This window comes from Micromonospora citrea, from assembly GCF_049629545.1.
In the GTDB taxonomy this organism is placed as follows: Bacteria; Actinomycetota; Actinomycetes; order Mycobacteriales; family Micromonosporaceae; genus Micromonospora; species Micromonospora citrea_A.
Map to the genome: position 1 here is coordinate 160848 of NZ_JBNADX010000007.1, position 20729 is coordinate 181576.

A 20729-nucleotide genomic window follows, 5' to 3' on the forward strand; every position below is an offset into this window, starting at 1 on the left:
GCACCCGGTCCGGGCCGGCCGGTGGTCGGTCCCGGCCCGGGTGCTGAGGGATGCGCCACAGGCTGAGGCACACGCCACACCGACACGCACAGGAGCCCCGTCCGTGCGGACGGGGCTCCTGGGGGTACGTGGGTCAGACGCCGTGCGGGATGGCGTCCCAGCCCTCGACCTCCTGCGGCTTGCGGGTGCCCGGCCCGACGTAGCGGGCGGACGGGCGGACCAGCCGCTGGAGCTTCTTCTGCTCCAGGATGTGCGCGCTCCAGCCGCCCATCCGGGCGCAGGTGAACATCGAGGTGAACATGTGCGCCGGCACCTCGGCGAAGTCCAGCACCACGGCCGACCAGAACTCGACGTTGGTGGCGAGCACCCGGTCCGGGCGGCGGGCCTGGAGCTCGGCCAGCGCGGCCTTCTCCAGCGCCTCGGCGACCTCGAAGCGCGGTGCGCCCAGCTCACGGGCGGTACGGCGGAGCACCCGGGCGCGCGGGTCCTCGGCCCGGTAGACCCGGTGGCCGAAACCCATCAGCCGCTCGCCGCGGTCGAGGACGCCCTTGACGTACCCCTCGGCGTCGCCGCTGCGCTCGACGGCCTCCAGCATGGTGAGCACCCGGGACGGGGCGCCGCCGTGCAGCGGGCCGGAGAGGGCGCCGATGCCGGAGGAGATGCAGGCCGCGGCGTCGGCGCCGGTGGAGGCGACGATCCGGGTGGTGAAGGTGGAGGCGTTCAGGCCGTGCTCGGCGGCCGAGATGAAGTACGCGTCGACGGCCTTGACGTGCCGCGGGTCGGGCTCACCGCGCCAGCGCTTCATGAAGCGCTCGACGATCGTCTCCGCCTTGTCGATCTCCTTCTGCGGCACGGCCGGCAGGCCCAGGCCGCGGGCGGACTGGGCGACGAAGGAGAGCGCGGTGACCGACACCCGGGCCAGGTCCTCGCGGGCCTGCTCGTCGGAGATGTCCAGCAGCTGGTCGAGCCCCCAGTACGGGGCCAGCATGGCGACCGCGGACTGCACGTCGACGCGGATGTCGCCGGAGTGCACCGGCACCGGGAACGGCTCGGCCGGCGGCAGGCCCGGGCCGAACCGCCCGTCGACCAGCAGCGCCCAGACGTTGCCGAAGGAGACCTGACCGATCAGATCCTCGATGTCCACGCCCCGGTAGCGCAGCGCGCCACCCTCGCGGTCCGGTTCGGCGATCTCGGTCTCGAAGGCTACGACGCCCTCCAGACCCGGTTTGAAGTCGGACATGTCGTCTCCTGGCTTCTGGCTCGGTGCGCCCCGCCGCGGGCTCGTACTGCCCGGTACCTAAGGCGACCCTCAGGGATGTGTTCGTGACATCTTGCCTGCTGGGTAACCGAGCGCGCGACCCAGTGCGACTGTGCCGCACACGACATCCCCGGAGGTGGAGCCCGGCACGGGCTCGGCGAGACTGGATGCCGAGGGCTGGCCAGCGCCGAAGGGCGCGGCCACCCCGACGAGGGGGAGAGGGAACGTGACCGGCGACACACCCGTCCCGGCGGCCATGCGTAACGAGTACGCCGCCGACCTGGGCCTTTCCGAGACCGATCTGGCCGCCGACTGGTACACCCAGTTCGACCGGTGGTTCGCCGACGCGGTCGCCGCCGGGCTGCCCGAGCCGAACGCGATGGTGGTCGGCACCGCCGACGCCGCCGGTCGCCCGAGCGGCCGCACCGTGCTGCTGAAGGGGTACGACCCGGAGGGCTTCGTCTTCTACACCAACCACTCCTCGCGCAAGGGCGCCGAGGCTGCCGCCAACCCGTGGGCCAGCCTGGTCTTCCCCTGGTTCCCGATGCAGCGGCAGGTGGTGGTCGGCGGGCGCGTCGAGCGGGTGGACCGGGCCGAGACGGAGGCGTACTTCGCCAGCCGCCCGCGCGGGTCCCAGCTCGGCGCCTGGGCCAGCACCCAGTCCCGGGTCATCCCCGACCGGGCCGCGCTGGACGCGGCGTACGAGGCGGTGGCGGCGCGCTTCGCCGACGTCGGGCAGATCCCCGCCCCGCCGCACTGGGGCGGGCTGCGGGTACGCCCCGAGACGGTGGAGTTCTGGCAGGGGCGGTCCAGCCGGCTGCACGACCGGCTGCGGTTCCGGCGTACCGACGGCGGCGGCTGGGTCGTGGAGCGGCTGGCCCCGTGACCGGCGCGAACAGGGCCCGGCGGCGCGGATCGCGTCACTGGGCCATCGACCTGCGCCCGCTGGCGGTCCCGGCGTACCGCCGGATCTGGCTCGGCAACACGCTCGCCATGTTCGGCTTCCAGCTCACCGCCGTGGCGGTGCCGGTGGAGATGTACGCGCTCACCGGGGACTCGTTCTGGGTCGGGCTGCTCGGCGTCGCCGGCTTCGTACCGCTGCTGGTCTTCGGGCTGTGGGGCGGCGCGGTGGCCGACGCCCGGGACCGTCGCCGGGTGCTGCTCGCCGGCTCGGCGCTGCTCTGGGCCTCGATGCTGGGCCTGCTGGTGCACGCGCTGCTCGGCGACGGCCACCCGGTGGTGCTGCTGGCCCTGGTCACCGTGCACTCGATCGCCTTCGCGATCAGCTCGCCGGCCCGCTCGGCGATCCTGCCCCGGCTGCTGCCGCTGGAACTGGTGCCGGCCGGGAGCACGTTGAACTACACCACGTTCACCGCCGCCTCGGTGGTCGGGCCGTTGGCCGCCGGTCTGATCATCGCGGCCTTCGGCGCCGACGCGGGCCTGCCGATCGCCTACGCGCTGGACGCGGTCCTCTTCACCGGGCTGGTGGTGGCCACCGTCCGGCTGCCCGCCATGCCGCCGGAGCCGCCCGCCGAGGGAGAGGTGCCCCGGGGCGGTCTCGCCGGCATCGCCGACGGGTTCCGTTACCTGGCCACCACGCCGGTGCTGCTGCTGTCCTTCGCGATCGACCTGATCGCGATGATCCTGGCCATGCCCCGGGCGCTCTTCCCCGAGGTGGCGCAGGAGCGGTTCGGCGGTGGGGCGGCGGTCGGCTGGCTCTACAGCGCCATCGCGATCGGCGCGATGCTGGGCGGCCTCACCTCCGGCTGGATCGGCCGGCTGCGCCGGCAGGGGCTGGTGCTGGTGGCGGCCGTGGTCGGCTGGGGGGTGGCGATCGCGCTGGCCGGGCTGGCCGGCCAGCTCTGGCTGGTGGTGGTGCTGCTCGCCCTCGCCGGGATGGCCGACCTGATCAGCGCGGTGCTCCGGCAGTCGATGCTGCTGATGTACGCACCGGACCGGATGCGGGGCCGGCTCCAGGGCGTGAACACGGTGGTGGTCGCCGGCGGCCCGCGTCTGGGCGACCTGCGCGCCGGTACGGTCGCCGCCGGGTTCGGCACCGGGGTCGCCTGGGTCGGGGGCGGTCTGCTCTCCGCCGTGCTGGCGATCGCGCTGGCCGTGGCCTTCCCGGCGCTGATCCGCTACCGCGCCGCCACGGCGACGGCCCGGGACCGGGCGGTCGGGACCTCGGCCGGGTGAGGCGACACCATGTCGAGCGCGGCCACCACCACGCCCCGGTGACCGCCGACCGGGAGCACGGGCGGCGGGTCCGGCACGGGCCGAGCGGGGCGACTAAGGTCGCCGGCATGGAGAACGCCGTGCCGCGCCCGCCCTCGGGTACACAGTGGACCATTGCCGCCGACGGCCACGAGGCGGTCATCGTCGAGGTGGGCGGTGGGCTGCGGTCGTACCGGCACGACGGCGTGGACTACCTCGACGGGTACGAGGAGGACGAGCTGTGCCCGGGCTCGGCCGGCCAGGTGCTCGCGCCGTGGCCGAACCGGATCCGGGACGGGGCGTACACGTTCGGCGAGCGGTCCCTTCAGCTCGACCTCTCCGAGCCGGCCCGGAACAACGCCATGCACGGCCTGGTCAACTGGGTCTCCTGGCACCTGGTCGAGGAGGCGGCGGACGCGGTCACCGTCGGCTACGATCTGCCGCCGCGCCCCGGCTACCCGTGGCCGCTGCGGTTGCGTACCCGGTTCAGCGTCGGCGCGGACGGGCTGCGGGCCGAGCACGAGGCGACCAACCTCGGCGACGAGCCGGCGCCGTTCGGCTTCTCGATGCACCCGTACCTGCGGCTGCCCGACGTGCCGGTCGACCAGATCTCGCTGCGCGTGCCGGGGCGTACCCGGGTGCTGCTGGACGGCCGGCTGCTGCCGGTCGGCGCGACCTCGGTCGCCGGCACCGAGTACGACTTCACCGCGCTCCGCCCGATCGGCGACGCGGTGCTCGACGTGGCCTTCGGTGACGTGGTCCGGGGCGACGACGGCGGCTCGGCGGTGACCCTGGCCGCCGGAGACGGCACGACCGCCGTGCACGTCTGGGCGGACCGCGAGTTCGGCTGGTGGCAGGTCTTCACCGGGGACACCCTGACCGGGCAGCGGCAGCGCCGCTCGGTGGCGGTGGAGCCGATGACCTGTCCGGCGGACGCGTTCCGCTCCGGCAAGGACGTGATCACGTTGAAGCCGGGCGCGACCTGGCGGGGCGCCTGGGGCGTCCGGCCGGGGGCCTGAGCGGCATGGAGTTCGCCGAGGTCGTCCGACGCCGTCGGATGGTGCGCAACTACGACCCGGACCGACCGGTCCCGCCCGACGTGGTGGACCGGCTGCTCGACCACGCCGTCCGGGCACCCTCGGCCGGATTCGCGCAGGGCTGGGGCTTCCTGGTGCTGGAGGCCCCGGAGGACCGGGAGCGGTTCTGGACGGCGGCCACCCCGGCCGGCGGCGGTCGGGAGCGCTGGCTGGCCGGGATGCGCCGGGCGCCGTTGATCGTGGTGCCGCACGCGAACCGCTCGGCGTACCTGGAGCGCTATGCCGAGCCGGACAAGGGCTGGGCGGACCGTTCGGCCGAGCGCTGGCCGATGCCGTACTGGTACGTGGACACCGGTTTCGCCGCGCTGCTGATGCTGCTCACCGCCGTCGACGAGGGGTTGGGGGCATGCTTCTTCGGCATCCCGCCGCAGCGGCTGGACGCCTACCGGGAGGCGTTCGGGGTGCCCGAGGAGTACCAGCCGATCGGCGCGGTGACCGTGGGTTACCGCGCCCCCGACCACCGGTCACCGTCGCTGCGCCGGGGTCGTAAGCCGGTCGGTGAGGTGGTCCGGCGCGGCCGGTGGAGTTGAGTGTGATTCGGGTGGTCCCGGCCGGGTATCGGCGGTAGCGAAACCGACATGAGGGAGTAAAACGCGGTGTGGCGGTGGCGGATAGGCTGGCACGGACATCAGTGCCGCGCCGTGCGGCGCCACGGCGTGACCCGGCTCCGCGCCGTCGGTCGGCCCGGCCACGGGGAGGGGAGCATGCCGTGATCTTCAGAGCGGTCCGGGACGGGCGTCCCTACCCGGAGCACAACCTCACGCTCAAGCAGTGGGCGGAGATCCCGCCGCGCCCGCTGCGGTTGGACCAGCTCATCACCACCAAGCGCGAACTGGCGTTGGACAAGCTCCTCGCCGAGGACTCGACCTTCTACGGCGACCTGTTCCCGCACGTGGTGCAGTGGAACGGCGGGCTCTACCTGGAGGACGGCCTGCACCGGGCGCTGCGTGCCGCGTTGCAGCAGCGCAACCAGATCCACGCCCGGGTGCTGGTGCTCGGCGGTCAGGGCGAGTGACCACCGGCCTGAAGACTCGTTAGGGTGGCCCCCATGAGCCCTCTCGACCTGCTCGACGTCGACGCCTCGCTGAGCGAGGAGGAGCGCCAGATCCGCGCCGTCGTGCGCCGGCTCGTCGACGACCGGGTACGCCCGCACGTCGCCGGCTGGTACGAGCAGGGCCAGGTGCCCGCCCGCGAGTTGGCCCGCGAGTTCGGCAAGCTCGGCCTGCTCGGCATGCACCTGACCGGGTACGGCTGCGCCGGCTCCTCGGCCGTCGCGTACGGGCTGGCCTGCCTGGAGCTGGAGGCCGGCGACTCCGGCGTACGCTCGCTGGTCTCGGTGCAGGGCTCGCTGGCCATGTACGCCATCTGGCGCTACGGCAGCGAGGAGCAGAAGCAGCGCTGGCTGCCCGCGATGGCGGCCGGCGAGGCGATCGGCTCCTTCGGGCTGACCGAGCCGGACCACGGCTCCGACCCGGCCTCGATGGCCACCCGGGCCCGCCGCGACGGCGACGACTGGATCCTCGACGGCGCCAAGATGTGGATCACCAACGCGCCGATCGCCGACGTCGCGGTGATCTGGGCGCGCACCGACGAGGGAGTTCGCGGGTTCGCCGTACCGATGGACACGCCGGGGGTGACGGCGCGCGAGATCCGGCACAAGATGTCGCTGCGCGCCTCCCTGACCGGTGAGATCGCCCTCGACGGCGTCCGGCTGCCGGCGGATGCCCGGCTGCCCGAGGCGGTCGGGCTGAAGGCGCCGCTGAGCTGCCTGACCGAGGCCCGGCACGGCATCGTCTGGGGCGCGCTCGGCGCGGCCCGCGACTGCCTGGAGACCGCCCTGGACTACGCCACCACCCGCACCCAGTTCGGCCGACCCCTCGCGGGCTTCCAGCTCACCCAGGCCAAGCTCGCCGACATGGCCGTCGAGTGGAACAAGGGCCTGCTGCTCGCGCTGCACCTGGGCCGGCTCGCCGACGCCGGCCGGCTGCGCCCCGCGCAGGTCAGCCTCGGCAAGCTCAACAACGTCCGGGAGGCGCTGGACATCGCCCGGCAGTGCCGCACGATCCTCGGCGCGAACGGCGTCTCCGGCGAGTACCCGGTGATGCGGCACGCCAACAACCTGGAGAGCGTGCTGACCTACGAGGGCACCTCCGAGATCCACCAGTTGGTCATCGGTCAGCAGCTCACCGGCCTCTCCGCCTTCGCCTGACCTGCGGGTTCACCCGTTCGGGCCGCTCACCGAGCGGGTGTCGCACCAGGCACGTACCGTCATCGGAAGACGACGTGTCTGACGAGGACGGTGAGGGCGATGGCCCGCGACGGTGACATCAACGAGCCCACGAGGGAGTTCCCCGGCTACCCGACCGCCGACACACTTCCGGCCCGGTCGGACGATCCGGCCGGGCCGCCGGCCGGCGGGCGCGGATCCGCCGGCGGGCCGGTGAAGGGCCTGCTCTGGGTGCTGGGTGCGGCGGCGCTGGCGGTGGTGGTGCTGCTCGGCGCCCAGACCACCGGCATCTTCCCCGACTTCCGCAACCCCTTCGCCAAGGAGCAGACCGACCGCAGCCAGCCGCCGCTGCTCAAGTCGATCCAGGACCTCAGCCGCTACGTCGCCGCCGAGGGCAACTTCCAGGTCGTCGTCGACCTGCAGAACGACCGCAACAACGTCCCCGACTGGCTGCTCAACCAGCGCACCCTCTTCGTCGGGGCGGGCAGCGTCGAGGCGTACGTGGACTTCTCGACGATCGCCGAGGGGGCGGTGGTGGAGTCGGCGGACGGGAAGTCCGTGGAGATCAAGCTGCCCGCGCCGCAGCTCGGCAAGACCAACCTCGACCTGGAGTCCAGCTACGTCTTCGCCGAGGAGCGGGGCCTGCTCAACCGGGTCGGCGACCTGGTCAAGGGTGACCCCAACCGGCAGCAGCAGGTCTACCGGCTCGCCGAGGAGCGGATCACCACGGCGGCGCGGGACAGCGGGCTGCACCAGCGCGCCGAGGAGAACACCCGCAAGATGCTGGAGGGGCTGCTGCGCTCCCTCGGCTACGAGAAGGTGACGATCACCTACACCACGCCCTGACCCGACGACGGCGGGGGCGGACGCGCTCCCGCGTCCGCCCCCGCCCGCGTCGACCTACGGCCAGTCGTAGCGCGAGGTGGGCCGCTTCGGCTCCCGCTCCTGCGGGTACGGGTGCGCCCGGAACTGCTCGCTGTGCAGCCCGAACGAGCGGTCCAGCTTCGGCATCCAGTACGCGTCGTCGTGCCGGCCGGGGCCGCCCTGGTAGTCGTGCCGGACGCCCTTCGCGGCCAGCGCCAGGCTCATCTGCTTCGCCGCCTCACCGAACCGGTACTCGTCGGAGTCGCCCCCGTCGAAGTAGTAGCGGTACCGGTTGAGCTGCTCGCTCGTCCGCGCGTTGACCATGGCGATCGGCTGCTGCGAGGCGTTCGCCGCCCGCTCGGCCGGGGTGCCGATGAGCGGCGGGAAGCTCAACGCGCCCATGTGGCTGGCGATCGAGCCGAACAGCTCCGGGTGGCTCAGGCCGACGGTGAACGCGCCGTGGCCGCCCATCGAGACGCCGCTGAGGCCGCGGTGCTCCCGGTCGGCGATGGTCCGGTACTCCCGGTCCACCAGGGGCACGATCTCCTTGACGATCATGCTGCGGTAGTTGCCGACGGAGGTGTCCACGTACCAGCCGCTCTGGCCGTCGGGGAACACCACGACCGACTCCTCCAGGTCGTTGTCGGCGACGAGCCGGTCGAGCACCGCGTCCATGTCGCGGGCCTCCCACTCGATGTTGCTGCCGTTGAAGCCGTTGAGCATGTAGACGACCGGGAACCGCTTGTCGACCGTGCGGGTGTAGCTCTTCGGGAGGTAGACGTTGAACTGCACCCGGCGACCCATCGCCGTCGACTCGTAGTCGTCCCGGAAGAAGCGGGCGTGGTCACCGAGTTCGACGGCGCGGCGCGGGTCGAGGTGCAGCAGCTCCCGGGTCGGCGGCAGCAGAGTCGTACCGTCGGCGGCCACCCAGCTGCGGATGGTGTCGACGACCAGGCGGCCCTGCGAGTCCACGACGACCTCGGCCTGCGCGTCGCGCAGGGTGAGCGCCGGGGTGCGACCCAGCAGCGCCCGCAGCTCGGCGAGCCGCCGGGGGATGGTGTCGCCCTGGTGGAAGAAGTCCCGGTCCAGGGTCCGGGCGTACGCCCGCACGTCGCCGGCCGCGACGGCCCGATGCTGCCGGTCCAGCACCGCGCAGGCGTGCGCGAGCTGCTTCGGGCTGGCCGGGGTGCCGGTCAACCCGGACAGCTCCCGCAGCCGGGACTTGGAGTACAGCCCGACCGGGCCCTGGTGGAAGCCGCCACCCCCGGTGCCGTCGTACATCCGCACGGCGAGGACGTTGGTGGCGCCCCAGCGCAACAGCCCGTCCGGCGGGTAGTACTCGCGGGGCACCTCCCAGGTCGAGTCGAAGTTCGGCGGGAACGCCCCGGTGCGGCCGATCTCGGTGCCGTTGAGGAAGGTCTGGTCGGCGTCGTCGATCAGGCCGATCGCGGCGACCACGGCGGAGTCGGTGACGCCCTCGGGGCGGGCGGGCAGGGTGAAGGTGCGCCGGTACCAGGCGAAGCCGTCGTACGTCGACAGCTCGGTCTGGCCCCAGTTGTCCGGCACCGACCAGGTCCGCCAGCCGGCGTCGGAGAAGGCGGGGTCCGCCCAGGCGAGGTCGTCGCCGGTGCGGAACCGCCAGCCCTCGCCGGTCAGGTCGACGCCGAAGTCGGGGGAGGCGGTGGTGGCGCAGCTGGTGGGCGTCGGGCGGGGGCTCGCGGAAGCGGGGGCGACGACGGCCCCGCCCAGAAGGGCGGTCAGCGCGAGGACCAGGCCGGCGCGACCGAGGGGGCGGTGTTCAGAGGTGGCGGTGTGCGGCACGTTCCGTTCCTTCCGGATGCCGGGGGACGGTGGTGGAGGAACGTTCGCAACCTGTTGGCACACTGTCAATGCCGCAGTGTGCGAAGTTGTGCCATCAAATAGCAGCAAAAGCCGCGCCGCGTGTGGGAAAAACTGTGCTCGTGTGGATTTTTGTCGCGATGGCCGGGGTGGTGCGCGTCGGCCGCGCGTGCTCGGGCGGTGGCCGGTCGGGGTGGCCGGTCGGGCGGTGGCCGCCGCAGGGCTGCGCGCGGCGGCCACGCCGACGACGTCGTCAGTAGCGGGTGGTGGCGTAGCGGTCCTCGTTCGGCATCAGGATCCACAGGACCAGGTAGACGATCACCTGCGTGCCGGGCAGCAGCAGCGACAGCAGGAACAGCAGCCGGATCAGGTTCGGCGAGGTGTTGAACCGGCGGGCCAGACCCGCGCAGACACCGGCGAGCATGCGCCCCTCGCGGGGCCGGACCAGTTTGCGACTCATCGTCGTACTCCCACTCTGCGGCGATCCGCCGCTCTGAGTTCCACGGTAGGAAGGGGCGGCCACCGTGCCCTCCGTCCCGAGAGGGATCCGGCGGCCCCGTACCCGTAGGTGGTTACCCGAGTCGGCCTCGGCCGATGCCTCCGCGCCGCCTCCCCGACATCCGCGCCCCGCGCCGCCCGCGCCGTGCCGGGCACCCACCTCCTCCGCTTTCAAGATCGCGCTCGATCCTGGTTGTAGTGGCCTCGACCGCGCTGGGAAGCCACCACGTCCAGGAAGTAGCGCGTAGCGCGGAGCGCGGTGCCCGGGGCGCGGGGCGAGGGGCGAGGGCTTGCCGGAATGTGCAGGGGAAAGCCGTCGGCGGCGGGCGGTGAGCTGGGCGGGTAGGCTCGCCGGTCGGACGCCGTCGACAACCCGGACGGCGTCCGACGGCCGCCCCGACCGGGACGGTCCCCCACCCGGACCGGCCCCCGCACCACCGGGGGACGACGGCGAGGAAGTGCAGCCATGATCAGTGTCTTCGACCTCTTCAGCGTCGGCATCGGGCCGTCCAGCTCACACACCGTCGGCCCGATGCGGGCCGCCCGTACCTTCGTCGCCGGACTGAAGGCCGAGGGGCTGCTCGCCGACGTGACGCAGGTCCGGGCGGAGCTGTTCGGGTCGCTCGGCGCGACCGGGCACGGGCACGGCAGTGATCGGGCCGTACTGCTCGGGTTGGAGGGTGAGTCCCCGGAGACGGTCGACACCGACACCGTCGGGCGCCGGGTCGCCGCGATCCGGGAGACCCGGCGGCTGAGCCTGCTCGGCGCCCAGGAGATCGACTTCGACCCGGACCGGGACCTGGTGCTGCACCGCCGCCGCTCGCTGCCGTACCACCCGAACGGGATGACCTTCGCCGCGTACGACGGCACCGGCGCGCAGGTCCGCGCCCGGACGTACTACTCGGTGGGTGGCGGGTTCGTGGTGGACGAGGAGGCCGCCGGGGCGGACCGGATCAAGCCGGACACCACCCGGGTCCGGTACCCGTTCTACACCGGCGCGGAACTGCTGGAGGTCACCGCCGCCACCGGCCTGTCGATCAGCGAGGTGATGCTCGCCAACGAGCTGTCCTGGCGCGGCGAGGCGGACGTGCGGGCCGGCCTGCTGGAGATCTGGCGGGTGATGCGGGAGTGCGTCGCGGCGGGCTGCGCGCGCGACGGCGTGCTGCCGGGCGGGCTGAAGGTCCGCCGTCGGGCGGCGGAGCTGCGCCGCAGCCTGGAGGCGGAGAGCGAGGCCGACCCGCTGCGCGCGATGGACTGGGTGACGCTGTTCGCCCTCGCGGTCAACGAGGAGAACGCGGCCGGCGGCCGGGTGGTCACCGCGCCCACCAACGGTGCGGCCGGGATCATCCCGGCGGTGCTGCACTACTACACCCGCTTCGTGCCGGACGCCTCCGAGGAGGGGGTGGTCCGGTTCCTGCTGGCCGCCGGGGCGATCGGGGTGCTGTTCAAGGAGAACGCCTCGATCTCCGGGGCGGAGGTGGGCTGCCAGGGGGAGGTCGGCTCGGCCTGTTCGATGGCCGCCGCCGGGCTGGCCGAGGCGCTCGGTGGCACCCCGGCGCAGGTGGAGAACGCCGCCGAGATCGGCATGGAGCACAACCTGGGGCTGACCTGCGACCCGGTCGGGGGGCTGGTGCAGATCCCCTGCATCGAGCGGAACGCGGTGGCTAGCATCAAGGCGATCACGGCCGCGCGGCTGGCGCTGCGCGGGGACGGAGTGCACGCCGTCTCGCTGGACAAGGTCATCAAGACCATGCGGGAGACGGGCGCAGACATGAAGGTCAAGTACAAGGAGACGGCACGCGGCGGCCTGGCCGTCAACGTGATCGAGTGCTGAGCGGGCGTTCGTTCACCGACTGCTAACCTGTCGTCCGTCGGTGAGGCGGGAGGCGACGGTGACCGCTGGCGTCGCGGCCTTGTGGTCGCACCGCAACTCGCTGCGCATCCTGGTCAAGCGCGACCTGGCGGTGAAGTACCAGCAGTCGGTGCTCGGCTACTTCTGGTCGCTGATCGAGCCGCTCGGCATGGGCGCGATCTACTTCTTCGTCTTCGGCGTGCTCTACTCCGGCGACACCAGCCGGCACCTGGGGCAGGCGGCCCAGTCGTACCCGCTGTTCCTGATCACCGGCATCTTCGCCTGGATGTGGACCAGTTCGGCGCTGAGCGAGGCGACCAACGCGCTGACCGGGCAGTCCCGCCTGATCACCACGATGAACGTGCCCCGGCAGGTCTTCCCGATCGGCCGGGTCACCGGCCGCTTCGCCGAGTACGTCGCCGGCCTGCCGATCCTGGTCGCGGTCGCCGCCGTCTATTTCGCCCACGGGCGGATCGACCCCGGCTGGTCGCTGCTCGCGCTGCCGCTGGCGGTGCTGGTGCAGGCGACGCTGCTGGTCGGCCTGTCGCTGCTGTTGTCCGCGGTCAACGTGCTGATGCGCGACGTCGAGCGGTTCATGCGGCTGATCATCCGGGTGCTCTTCTACGCCACGCCGATCATCTACCCGCTGAGCCTGGTCCGGGAGTCCGGCCTGCCGGGCTGGGTGAAGGTGGCGTACGAGCTGAACCCGCTGGTCGGGATCTTCCAGCTCCAGCACGCCATCTGGTACCCGGACGAGTTCCCGGACGCCCGGCTGCTGGCCACCACCGTCGCCGGCAGCCTGCTGGCGCTGGTCGCCGGCTGGTGGGCGTTCCGCCGGCTCGAACCGGCCGTGCTCAAGGAGCTGTGACGGTGGCCCCGATCATCGAGGCGAAGGGCCTCGGCATCCGGTTCGTCCGCAACCGCCGCCGGCAGTTGCGGCTGCGTGAGCTGTTCATCCACCGGGGTGGGCGCGGGGCGGCGGCCGGACAGTTCTGGCCGTTGCGCGACGTCTCGTTCACCGTGGAGGCGGGCGACACGGTCGGGGTGATCGGGCGCAACGGCACCGGCAAGAGCACCCTGCTGCGGCTGATCGCCGGTGTGCTCATCCCCGACGAGGGGCGGATCCGGGTGTCCGGTGACGTCGCGCCGCTGCTGGAGCTCTCCGCCGGCTTCTCCAACGACCTCACCGGGCGGGAGAACCTCTACCTGGTCGGCGGGCTGCACGGGCTGTCGTCGGCGTACCTGAAGCGGCACTTCGACGACATCGTGTCGTTCGCCGGTGAGCAGGTGGAGCGGGCCATCGACACGTCGGTGCGGCACTACTCGTCCGGGATGAAGGTCCGGCTGGGTTTCGCGATCATCTCGCACCTGCCGCACCCGATCCTGCTGATGGACGAGGTGACCGCGGTGGGCGACGCGGAGTTCCGCAAGAAGTGCTATTCGACGATCGACCGACTGCTCGCGGAGGGGCGCACCTTGGTGCTGGTGTCACACAACGAGAAGGACCTGACCCGGTTCTGCCGTCGGGGGCTCTACCTCGACGGCGGGCGGCTGACCGTGGACGGCACGGTCGCCGAGGCGCTCGACGCGTACCACGCCGCGGTCCCGCGGTGACGCTCGCGATCGTGCTCGCCGCCGGTGCGCCGGCCGCGGGCCTGCCCACCTCGACCGGGGAGCACCTCGACGTCCGGCTCGCCGACCAGTGGCGCCGCGCCGGGGCGGACACCGTCCGTACCGTCGCCGACCTGGGTGAGTTGGCCGACCTGCTGGACGCCGTCACCGGACCGGTGGTGGTGAGCGGGGCGGACCTGGTCGCGCACACCGCCGTACTCAAGCACCTGCGGACCAGCCCGGTCGGGCCGACGGTGGCCCTGGTGCTGACCGACCCGCCGGCCGACGGCCGGGTCGCGGTGCGCGAGGAGCGCGGTCAGGTGGTCGACGCCGGGCCGGGGCTCGCCGACGCCACCGGCGTGTTCGGCGGCGCGCTGCGGGTCGGCGCGGGCGACCTGCCGGCGCTGGCGGCCGCCGCCCGGGCCGCCGCCACGCAGCCGGCGGCCGGGCCCGCGGTGGACCGGCTCTTCGCCGCCCTCACCGCGCTGGGCACGCTGACCTTCGCCCACCGGGTACGCCTGCTCGTGGCGCACCGCGTCGGCGACACCGACGGGCTGCGCGCCGCCGAGACGGAGCTGTCGGGGGTGGACGAGGACCGCACCGAGCTGCGGCTCTCGGTCAAGGAACGGGACGACTTCTTCACCACCTACTTCGTCAGCACCTGGTCGCCGTACGTGACGAAGGCGTGTGCCCGGATCGGGCTCGGCCCGACCGCGGTCACCATGGTCTCGGTGCTCTTCGCCGCCGCCGCGGCGGTGCTTTTCGCCGTCGGTGGCCGGCCCGCCCTGGTGGCCGGCGGTGTCCTGCTCTACCTGGGTTTCGTGCTGGACTGCGTGGACGGCCAGTTGGCCCGCTACACCCGGCACTTCAGCGCCTGGGGCGGCTGGTTGGACACGATGGCCGACCGGGCCAAGGAGTACCTGGTCTACGCCGGTCTCGGCTTCGGGGCGACGGCTGCCGGCTTCCGGTACGGCTGGGCCCTGGCGATCGCCGCGATGACCCTGCAGACCGTCCGGCACATGACCGACGCCTGGTACGGGGTGCTGCACGACGAGGCGGCCCGGCGTCCCCGCCCGGCGGCGGGCGCGGGCAGCGGCATCGGCGGGATGCTCAACGCCGCCTCCACGAAGGTGCAGGCGGACACCGGTTCGGTGTCGTACTGGCTGAAGCGGACGGTGGTCTTCCCGATCGGTGAGCGGTGGGCGTTGATCGCGCTGACCGCGGCGCTGTTCGGCCCGACGGTGAGCCTGGTCGCGGTGCTGGTCTGGGGAACGCTGGCCTTCGCGTACACGGGCGCGTTGCGTACCCTGCGGGCCCGCTGGATGTGGGTGCCGGTGCTGGACACCGTCGACGCCACCCTGCACCGCGACGACGGCCCGCTGGCGGCCCGGCTGCCGGTCCTGCGGCCGGTGGGGCCGCTGACGCTGGCGGTGTTCGGGGCGCTCGGGCCGGCGGTGCTGCTGGTGGTCGCGCTGGTCGCGGCGGACGGCGGGGACGCGGGCGGGCTGCGCCGGTGGCTGCCGGTGGCGCTGCTGGTGCTGCTGGTCGGCGGGCTGGGGGCCGGTGCGGCGCACAACGGGCCGCTGGACTGGCTGGTGCCGGCGGCGCTGCGGGCCGGCGAGTACCTCTTCGCGATCACCGTCGGGGTGATCGGCGGGGCGCCCGCCTGGCTGGTCTTCGGGTACGTCTTCGTGCTCACCCTGCACCACTACGACCTGACCGCCCGGCTGGAGAAGCGGCAGGCCGCGCCGCCGCTGCACGCCTGGACGCTGGGCTGGGAGGGGCGCTCGGTGCTGCTGGCGCTCGCGGCGATCGCCGGTTTTGCGGGCATAGGTCTGGCTACACTCGGTACGTACCTTCTCGTGGTTTTCGTGGCGAGTGTCGTCCTGACCTGGGTCGTCCTGCCGGCCCGCGCCGCGCGGGCGACGGCCGTGCCGGTCGGGGGTGGCTCGCCGGGCTGACGGAGGGCGGCCGGGATGACCCTGATCAGCTTCGTCGTCCCGGCCCACCGGGTGCAGGGCTACCTGCGCGAATGCCTGGACTCGCTGCTCGGGCAGCCGTTCGGCGACATCGAGGTGGTGGGCGTCGACGACGCCTCACCGGACGCCGTCGGCGACATCCTCGACGAGTACGCCGCCCGCGACCCCCGGGTCCGGGCGGTCCGGCTCACCGAGAACGTCGGCCTCGGCCCGGCCCGCAACACCGGGCTGGACCGGGCCGTCGGGGAGTACGTCTGGTTCCTCGACGGCGACGACTGGCTCGCCCCCGACTGCCTGCCCGAGGTGGCCGACCGGCTCCGCGCCACCCGTCCGGACGTCCTCGTCGTCGACCACGTCCGGGTGCACTGGACCGGCACCGCCACCCGCAGCGCCATGGCGGAGGTGTTCCCGGAGCCGCCCGGCGAGGCGACCTTCCGGCTGGCCGACCGGCCGGAGGCCCTGCACCTGCTGCACACCGCCTGGAACCGGCTGGTCCGTCGGGAGTTCCTGACCGACCTGGGGCTGCGCTTCGCCCCCGGCTGGTACGAGGACGTCTCGTTCAGCTACCCGGTGCTGCTGGCCGCCGAGCGGATCGGTGTGCTCGACCGGGTCTGCGTCAACTACCGGCAGCGGCGGGCCGGGGCGATCACCCGCACCCGGGGCGACCGGCACTTCGAGGTCTTCGCGCAGTGGCACCGGGTGTTCCGGTTCCTCGACGCCCGGCCGGACCTGGCCCCGCTGCGTCCGGCGGTCTTCGAGCGGATGGTCTGGCACCACCTGACGGTGCTCGGCAACGGCGAGCGGATCGCCCCCGAGCTGCGGCCGGCCTTCTTCGCCCGGATCACCGCCGACTACCGGCGTTACCTGCCACCGGGCGGCGTTCCGTTGCCCGACGGTGTGGAAGGGCTCAAGCACCGGCTCGTCGCGGCGGGACGCTGGCGCACGTTCAGCGCGTTGCGCGGCGTCAACCAGGCCAGGGCGACCGCCCGGGGCGCGGCCCGGCGTGCCCTGCCGGTGGCCCGGCGAGCCGCCCGGTCGACCCGGGACGCGGTGCTGCGCGAGTACTACCGGGCCGAGCTGCGCCGGCCGATCGATCCGACGCTGGCCGTCTACGCGGCCTACTGGTACCGCGGCCACGCCTGCAACCCGGCCGCGGTCCACGCCGCCGCCCGGCGGCTCGCGCCGCACGTCCGTGGGGTGTGGATCGTCCGGCGGGACCGGGTGGACACCCTGCCGCCGGGCACCGAGTACGTGGTGGCCGGGACCCGCGCCTACTACCGGGCGCTGGCCCGGGCGCGGTGGCTGGTCAACAACGTCAACTTCCCCGACTTCGTCCGTAAGCGGCCCGGCTCCGTGCACGTGCAGACGCACCACGGCACGCCGGTCAAGGTGATGGGGCTGGACCAGCAGCGGTACCCGTTGGGCGCGGTCGGGATGGACTTCGCCGGGCTGCTGCGCCGGGTGGACCGCTGGGACTTCAGCGTCACCTCGAACAGCTTCTCCACCCAGATGTGGGATCGGGCGTATCCGGCGTCGTACACCACCCTGGAGGTCGGGTACCCGCGCAACGACCGGCTGGTCACCGCCACCGCCGAGGAGGTGCGCGAGGTCCGCGACCGGCTCGGTGTCGCCCCCGGCGAGCGGGTGGTGCTGTACGCGCCGACACACCGGGAACACCTGCCGCACTACCGTCCGCCGTTCGACCCGCGGCGACTGCTGGACGTGCTCGGGCCGGCCGCTCGGCTGCTGATCCGCAGCCACTACTTCCAGGACCGGCAGGGCCGGGCCCGGCGGCATACCCGGGGACGGGCGATGGACGTCAGCGACCACCGGAGCGTGGAGGAGCTGTACCTGGCTGCCGACGTGCTGGTCACCGACTACTCGTCGGCGATGTTCGACTACGCGGTCCTGGACCGGCCGATCGTCGTGTACGCCCCGGACCGGGAGGCGTACGCCCTGGCCCGGGGCGTCTACTTCGACGTGACGGCCGAGCCGCCGGGGGCGGTGGCGCTCACCTTCGACGACCTGCTGGAGGTGTTCCGTTCCGGCGCGGAGACGGCGGCGGAGGCGGAGCGGGCCCGGGGGCGGTTCCGGGACCGGTTCTGCGCGCTGGACGACGGCCACGCGGCGGAGCGGGTGGTCCGGCGGGTCTTCCTGGGCGAGCCGGCGTGACCGGCGGTGACCTGGCGTGACGCGCTGTCACGCCGTTCTCACTACTGACCGGTTAATAGTCCTGTCATAACCCGAACATGGCACGTTTACCCGATGTGCTGGGTCGGTGATCCTGGCGACAGTCAAGCGGGGTTCGGCCGAGCTGGGGGAGGAGACGGTGACCACCGTCGCGCTCAAGGATGTGACCAAGGTGTTCCAGGACGGGACACTCGCGGTCGACAGCGTCAATCTCGACGTCAACGACGGCGAGTTCATGGTGCTGCTCGGGCCGTCCGGCTGTGGGAAGTCGACAGTGCTGCGGATGGTCGCGGGGCTGGAGGACCCGACCTCCGGCGCGGTGATGCTCGACGGCGAGGTGGCCAACGACCTGCCGCCCCGGGAGCGCAAGATCGCCATGGTCTTCCAGGACTTCGCGCTCTACCCGCACATGACCGTGGGGGACAACATCGGGTTCCCGCTTCGGCTCTCCGGCGTCGAACCGCTTCCGCGCGGGGAGCGGATCCAGGACGTGGCCAGCGCGCTCGGCATCGGCGACGTGCTCGGCCGCAAGCCGAGCCAGCTCTCCGGCGGCCAGCGCCAACGGGTCGCGATGGGGCGGGCGATAGTGCGCCGGCCGGGCCTGTTCCTGATGGACGAGCCGCTCTCCAACCTCGACAGCGGGCTGCGCGCCGAGCTGCGCGCGGAGATCTCCGGGCTGACCCGCGAGCTGGGCGTCACCACCATCTACGTCACGCACGACCAGGCCGAGGCGCTGACCATGGCCGACCGGGTCGCCATCATGCGCAAGGGCGTGCTCCAGGACGTGGGCACGCCCACCCAGGTGTACGGCCGTCCGGCCACCCTCTACGTCGCGGCCTTCCTGGGCAGCCCCCGGATGAACCTGCTGGAGGCGTCGGTCTACGTCCACCTCGACCGGTACATCACGCTGACCCTCGGCGACCAGGCGCTCTACCTGCCCTGGGACGACATCCGCAGCCGGGCCGTGGCGCACTACCACGGCGAGCGGATCGTGGTCGGCATGCGGGCCGAGGCGCTCACCCCGGTCGCCCCGGACACCCCCGGCGACGTGCTCCAGGGCCGGGTCCGGTACCTGGAGCACCACGGGCACGAGTCGCTCGCCTTCCTCGACATCGGCGCCACCGCGATCGTGGTGGACGAGATGGGCGCCCCGGCCGAGGACGGCCCCTCCGGCCAGCGTGGGCTGCGCCGCTTCGGGCAGGTCATGCAGCGGCTCGCCGGCCGGGCCGTCGACCCCGCGCCGGCCGCTGCGACGCCTGCCCCGGCCGGCAACCGGACCAGCGTGCTCAACGACCCGGGTCGGCACCACCGTCGCCCCGCCGAGTTGGCCGTGCGGCTCGCCCCGTACCCGGCGATCGCCGCGGGCCACCCGATGTCGGTCGCGGTGCGGATGGACGCCCTGCACTTCTTCGACGAGCGCGGCGACCGGATCGACGTCGGCTGGCGCTGACCGACCGTCTTGATCGACTCGGCTTGCGGCGAGTCGGGGTGTCCACGTCGGCTGACACCGCAACTCGCCGCGAACGGTGCGCGGGATGCTCTATGAATGTCAGTCGGCGACGGCGGGACGGCGGTACGGGCCCCACGCGACGAAGCGGGCGAACAGCTCGCGCGGGCTCGGGCCGTCGTCCGGGTGGAGTCGGTACAGGTCCCGGGCCGCCTCGTGGAGCAGGCCGCACAGGTAGATCGACAGGGCGATCTGATCGGTCGCGTACTCGGCCTTCAGCAGCAGCCGGGCCTGTGCGCACGGCCACGGCCGGCCGCAGGCGCGGCAGCACCAGATCGGGCGCAGCGGGGTGTGCGGCGTGGCGTGCGCCGGGTACGCCCGGGGCCGGTCGGCGGCCGGTCCGTCGCCGGGCTGCGGGAGTCGACGGCTGATCACGGATGACCGTCCGGTGTGGTCGGCGGGGACATGCGCGTCTCCTTCGTGGTGAGGCGGGCCCGCCCGGCCGGGGGGAGTGGCGGGCGGGCCCCGGAGCCGTACCCGTCGAGGCTCGGGCGGCTCCGCTGCGTGACAGTCTGGTCACTGCCGCACTAGGGTCGGAAGCCGTTCCGCCCCCACCGTCCGGCCGTGCGCCCGGCCGTCCCCCGCGTGCAGAGGTGTGCAGAGGTGTGCAGATGAGCCGGATGCCGATGATGGAACTCTTCGCCGGTGAGCTGCGCCGGCTGCGCGCCGACGCGGGGTTGTCCCAGGAGGCGCTCGGCGAGCGGGTGAACTACTCGGCGTCGCTGGTGGCGGCGGTCGAGCAGTGCCGTCGCGCGCCTCGCGACGAGTTCACCCAGCGCTGCGACGACGTGCTCGGGGCGGGCGGTCTGCTGCTCCGGATCCGGGAGGCGCTCCTGCGGGAGAGCCTGATGCCGTGGTTCCGCGAGTGGGTGACCATCGAGCAGGAGGCGAACACCCTGCGCAACTTCCAGCCGCTGGTGGTGCCGGGCCTGCTCCAGACCGAGGACTACGCCAGGGCGCTCTACGAAGGAGCCGCCCAGTTCGTGGGCGAGGTGATGGAGCAGCAGGTCGCCGCCCGGCTTGCCCGGCAGGCGGTGCTTGACCGCACTGCGCCGCCGCAGCTCGTGGTGGTGCTCGACCAGAGTGTGCTGGACCGCCCGGTCGGCGGGCCGAAGGTGATGCGGGAGCAGTTGCGGCACCTGGTCGAGATGGGCCGCCGCACCCGCGTCCACCTGCACCTGGTGCCGCGCGAGGTCGGGGCCTACCCCGGAGTGAACGGCGCGTTCGTGCTCGCCACACTGTCGGAAGGCGACGACGTCTGCTACCTGGACAACCAGTTGCAGGGCACCATCGTCGAGCGGACAGTCGACGTAAACTCCCTGCGGCAGATTTGGGAGTCCGTGCGGGCCGAGGCGATGCCGCACGGGGCGACCCTGGCGGCGATCTCGGAGGCGGCGGAGCAATGGACCTGAGCGCGGCGATCTGGCGCAAGAGCACCCGTAGCAGCGGCAACGGCGGCGACTGCGTGGAGGTGGCGGACAACCTGCCCGGGGTGGTCGGGGTGCGGGACAGCAAGGACCGGCAGGGGCCGGTGCTGACGTTCGCCCCGGCGAGTTGGGCCGCGTTCGTGCGGTCCGTCCGGCGCGGCTGACG

Annotated in this window: 19 protein-coding genes; 15 read left to right on the top strand and 4 right to left on the bottom strand. The window is 73.0% G+C overall.

The annotated features are described in order from the left end of the window. Positions 1-133 precede the first annotated feature (133 nt). Positions 134-1240, bottom strand: a complete 1107-nt coding sequence (locus tag ACPFP2_RS10625; RefSeq protein WP_088977147.1) for a citrate synthase 2 — start codon at positions 1238-1240, stop codon at positions 134-136. Positions 1241-1514: 274 nt separating this feature from the next. Here ACPFP2_RS10625 and pdxH point away from each other — a divergent pair, with 274 nt between their 5' ends. From pdxH to ACPFP2_RS10660, 7 genes are all read left to right on the top strand, one after another. Then, positions 1515-2144: a pyridoxamine 5'-phosphate oxidase gene (pdxH, locus tag ACPFP2_RS10630; protein ID WP_424088639.1), complete on the top strand. Its 630-nt coding sequence runs from the start codon at positions 1515-1517 to the stop codon at positions 2142-2144. Continuing rightward, the gene (locus ACPFP2_RS10635; RefSeq protein ID WP_424088483.1) at positions 2141-3454 is read left to right on the top strand and encodes an MFS transporter; all 1314 of its coding nucleotides are present in this window, start codon (positions 2141-2143) and stop codon (positions 3452-3454) included. The genes pdxH and ACPFP2_RS10635 overlap by 4 nt, the downstream gene beginning before the upstream one ends. 107 nt (positions 3455-3561) lie before the next feature. After that, a complete protein-coding gene (locus tag ACPFP2_RS10640; protein ID WP_424088484.1) occupies positions 3562-4491 on the top strand; it encodes an aldose 1-epimerase family protein in 930 nt (309 codons plus the stop codon). A gap of 5 nt (positions 4492-4496) precedes the next feature. Further along, positions 4497-5099 (top strand): nitroreductase family protein, encoded by a 603-nt coding sequence (locus tag ACPFP2_RS10645; RefSeq protein ID WP_424088485.1) that lies wholly within the window; start codon positions 4497-4499, stop codon positions 5097-5099. Between the two features lie 179 nt (positions 5100-5278). After that, positions 5279-5584, top strand: coding sequence for a type II toxin-antitoxin system VapB family antitoxin (locus ACPFP2_RS10650; protein ID WP_132185724.1), 306 nt, complete (start codon positions 5279-5281; stop codon positions 5582-5584). A 33-nt stretch (positions 5585-5617) separates the two neighbouring features. Then, the gene (locus tag ACPFP2_RS10655; RefSeq protein WP_424088487.1) at positions 5618-6778 is read left to right on the top strand and encodes an acyl-CoA dehydrogenase family protein; all 1161 of its coding nucleotides are present in this window, start codon (positions 5618-5620) and stop codon (positions 6776-6778) included. Between the two features lie 99 nt (positions 6779-6877). Beyond that, entirely contained in the window at positions 6878-7642 is a 765-nt protein-coding gene (locus ACPFP2_RS10660; protein WP_424088488.1) for a DUF4230 domain-containing protein, read from the top strand. A 54-nt stretch (positions 7643-7696) separates the two neighbouring features. Here ACPFP2_RS10660 and ACPFP2_RS10665 read toward each other — a convergent pair whose 3' ends face one another. Continuing rightward, positions 7697-9481, bottom strand: a complete 1785-nt coding sequence (locus ACPFP2_RS10665) for an alpha/beta hydrolase-fold protein (RefSeq protein WP_424088490.1) — start codon at positions 9479-9481, stop codon at positions 7697-7699. Between the two features lie 271 nt (positions 9482-9752). Beyond that, positions 9753-9959, bottom strand: a complete 207-nt coding sequence (locus ACPFP2_RS10670; protein WP_088977153.1) for a PspC domain-containing protein — start codon at positions 9957-9959, stop codon at positions 9753-9755. Between the two features lie 504 nt (positions 9960-10463). On the opposite strand from ACPFP2_RS10670, the gene ACPFP2_RS10675 reads away from it, so the two are divergent. The 6 genes from ACPFP2_RS10675 to ACPFP2_RS10700 all read left to right on the top strand — a co-directional run bounded on the left by ACPFP2_RS10675 (position 10464) and on the right by ACPFP2_RS10700 (position 19079). Beyond that, the gene (locus ACPFP2_RS10675; protein ID WP_424088491.1) at positions 10464-11831 is read left to right on the top strand and encodes an L-serine ammonia-lyase; all 1368 of its coding nucleotides are present in this window, start codon (positions 10464-10466) and stop codon (positions 11829-11831) included. Between the two features lie 58 nt (positions 11832-11889). Further along, positions 11890-12717: an ABC transporter permease gene (locus tag ACPFP2_RS10680; RefSeq protein WP_424088492.1), complete on the top strand. Its 828-nt coding sequence runs from the start codon at positions 11890-11892 to the stop codon at positions 12715-12717. Between the two features lie 2 nt (positions 12718-12719). Then, positions 12720-13463, top strand: coding sequence for an ABC transporter ATP-binding protein (locus ACPFP2_RS10685; protein ID WP_424088494.1), 744 nt, complete (start codon positions 12720-12722; stop codon positions 13461-13463). Continuing rightward, the gene (locus ACPFP2_RS10690) at positions 13460-15421 is read left to right on the top strand and encodes a DUF5941 domain-containing protein (protein ID WP_424088496.1); all 1962 of its coding nucleotides are present in this window, start codon (positions 13460-13462) and stop codon (positions 15419-15421) included. The genes ACPFP2_RS10685 and ACPFP2_RS10690 overlap by 4 nt, the downstream gene beginning before the upstream one ends. 15 nt (positions 15422-15436) lie before the next feature. After that, a complete protein-coding gene (locus tag ACPFP2_RS10695) occupies positions 15437-17611 on the top strand; it encodes a bifunctional glycosyltransferase/CDP-glycerol:glycerophosphate glycerophosphotransferase (protein WP_424088498.1) in 2175 nt (724 codons plus the stop codon). Positions 17612-17768: 157 nt separating this feature from the next. Beyond that, entirely contained in the window at positions 17769-19079 is a 1311-nt protein-coding gene (locus ACPFP2_RS10700) for an ABC transporter ATP-binding protein (protein ID WP_424088640.1), read from the top strand. A gap of 99 nt (positions 19080-19178) precedes the next feature. Here the strand turns inward: ACPFP2_RS10700 and ACPFP2_RS10705 are convergent, their stop codons facing one another. Beyond that, entirely contained in the window at positions 19179-19511 is a 333-nt protein-coding gene (locus tag ACPFP2_RS10705; protein WP_424088500.1) for a hypothetical protein, read from the bottom strand. A gap of 236 nt (positions 19512-19747) precedes the next feature. On the opposite strand from ACPFP2_RS10705, the gene ACPFP2_RS10710 reads away from it, so the two are divergent. Together ACPFP2_RS10710 and ACPFP2_RS10715 are read left to right on the top strand one after the other, a co-directional pair. Further along, positions 19748-20548 carry a helix-turn-helix domain-containing protein gene (locus ACPFP2_RS10710; protein WP_424088501.1) on the top strand — a complete coding sequence of 267 codons (801 nt, stop codon included), beginning with the start codon at positions 19748-19750 and terminating at the stop codon, positions 20546-20548. Then, positions 20539-20727 (top strand): DUF397 domain-containing protein, encoded by a 189-nt coding sequence (locus tag ACPFP2_RS10715; RefSeq protein ID WP_424088503.1) that lies wholly within the window; start codon positions 20539-20541, stop codon positions 20725-20727. Before ACPFP2_RS10710 ends, ACPFP2_RS10715 begins: the two co-directional genes overlap by 10 nt. Positions 20728-20729: the final 2 nt, after the last annotated feature.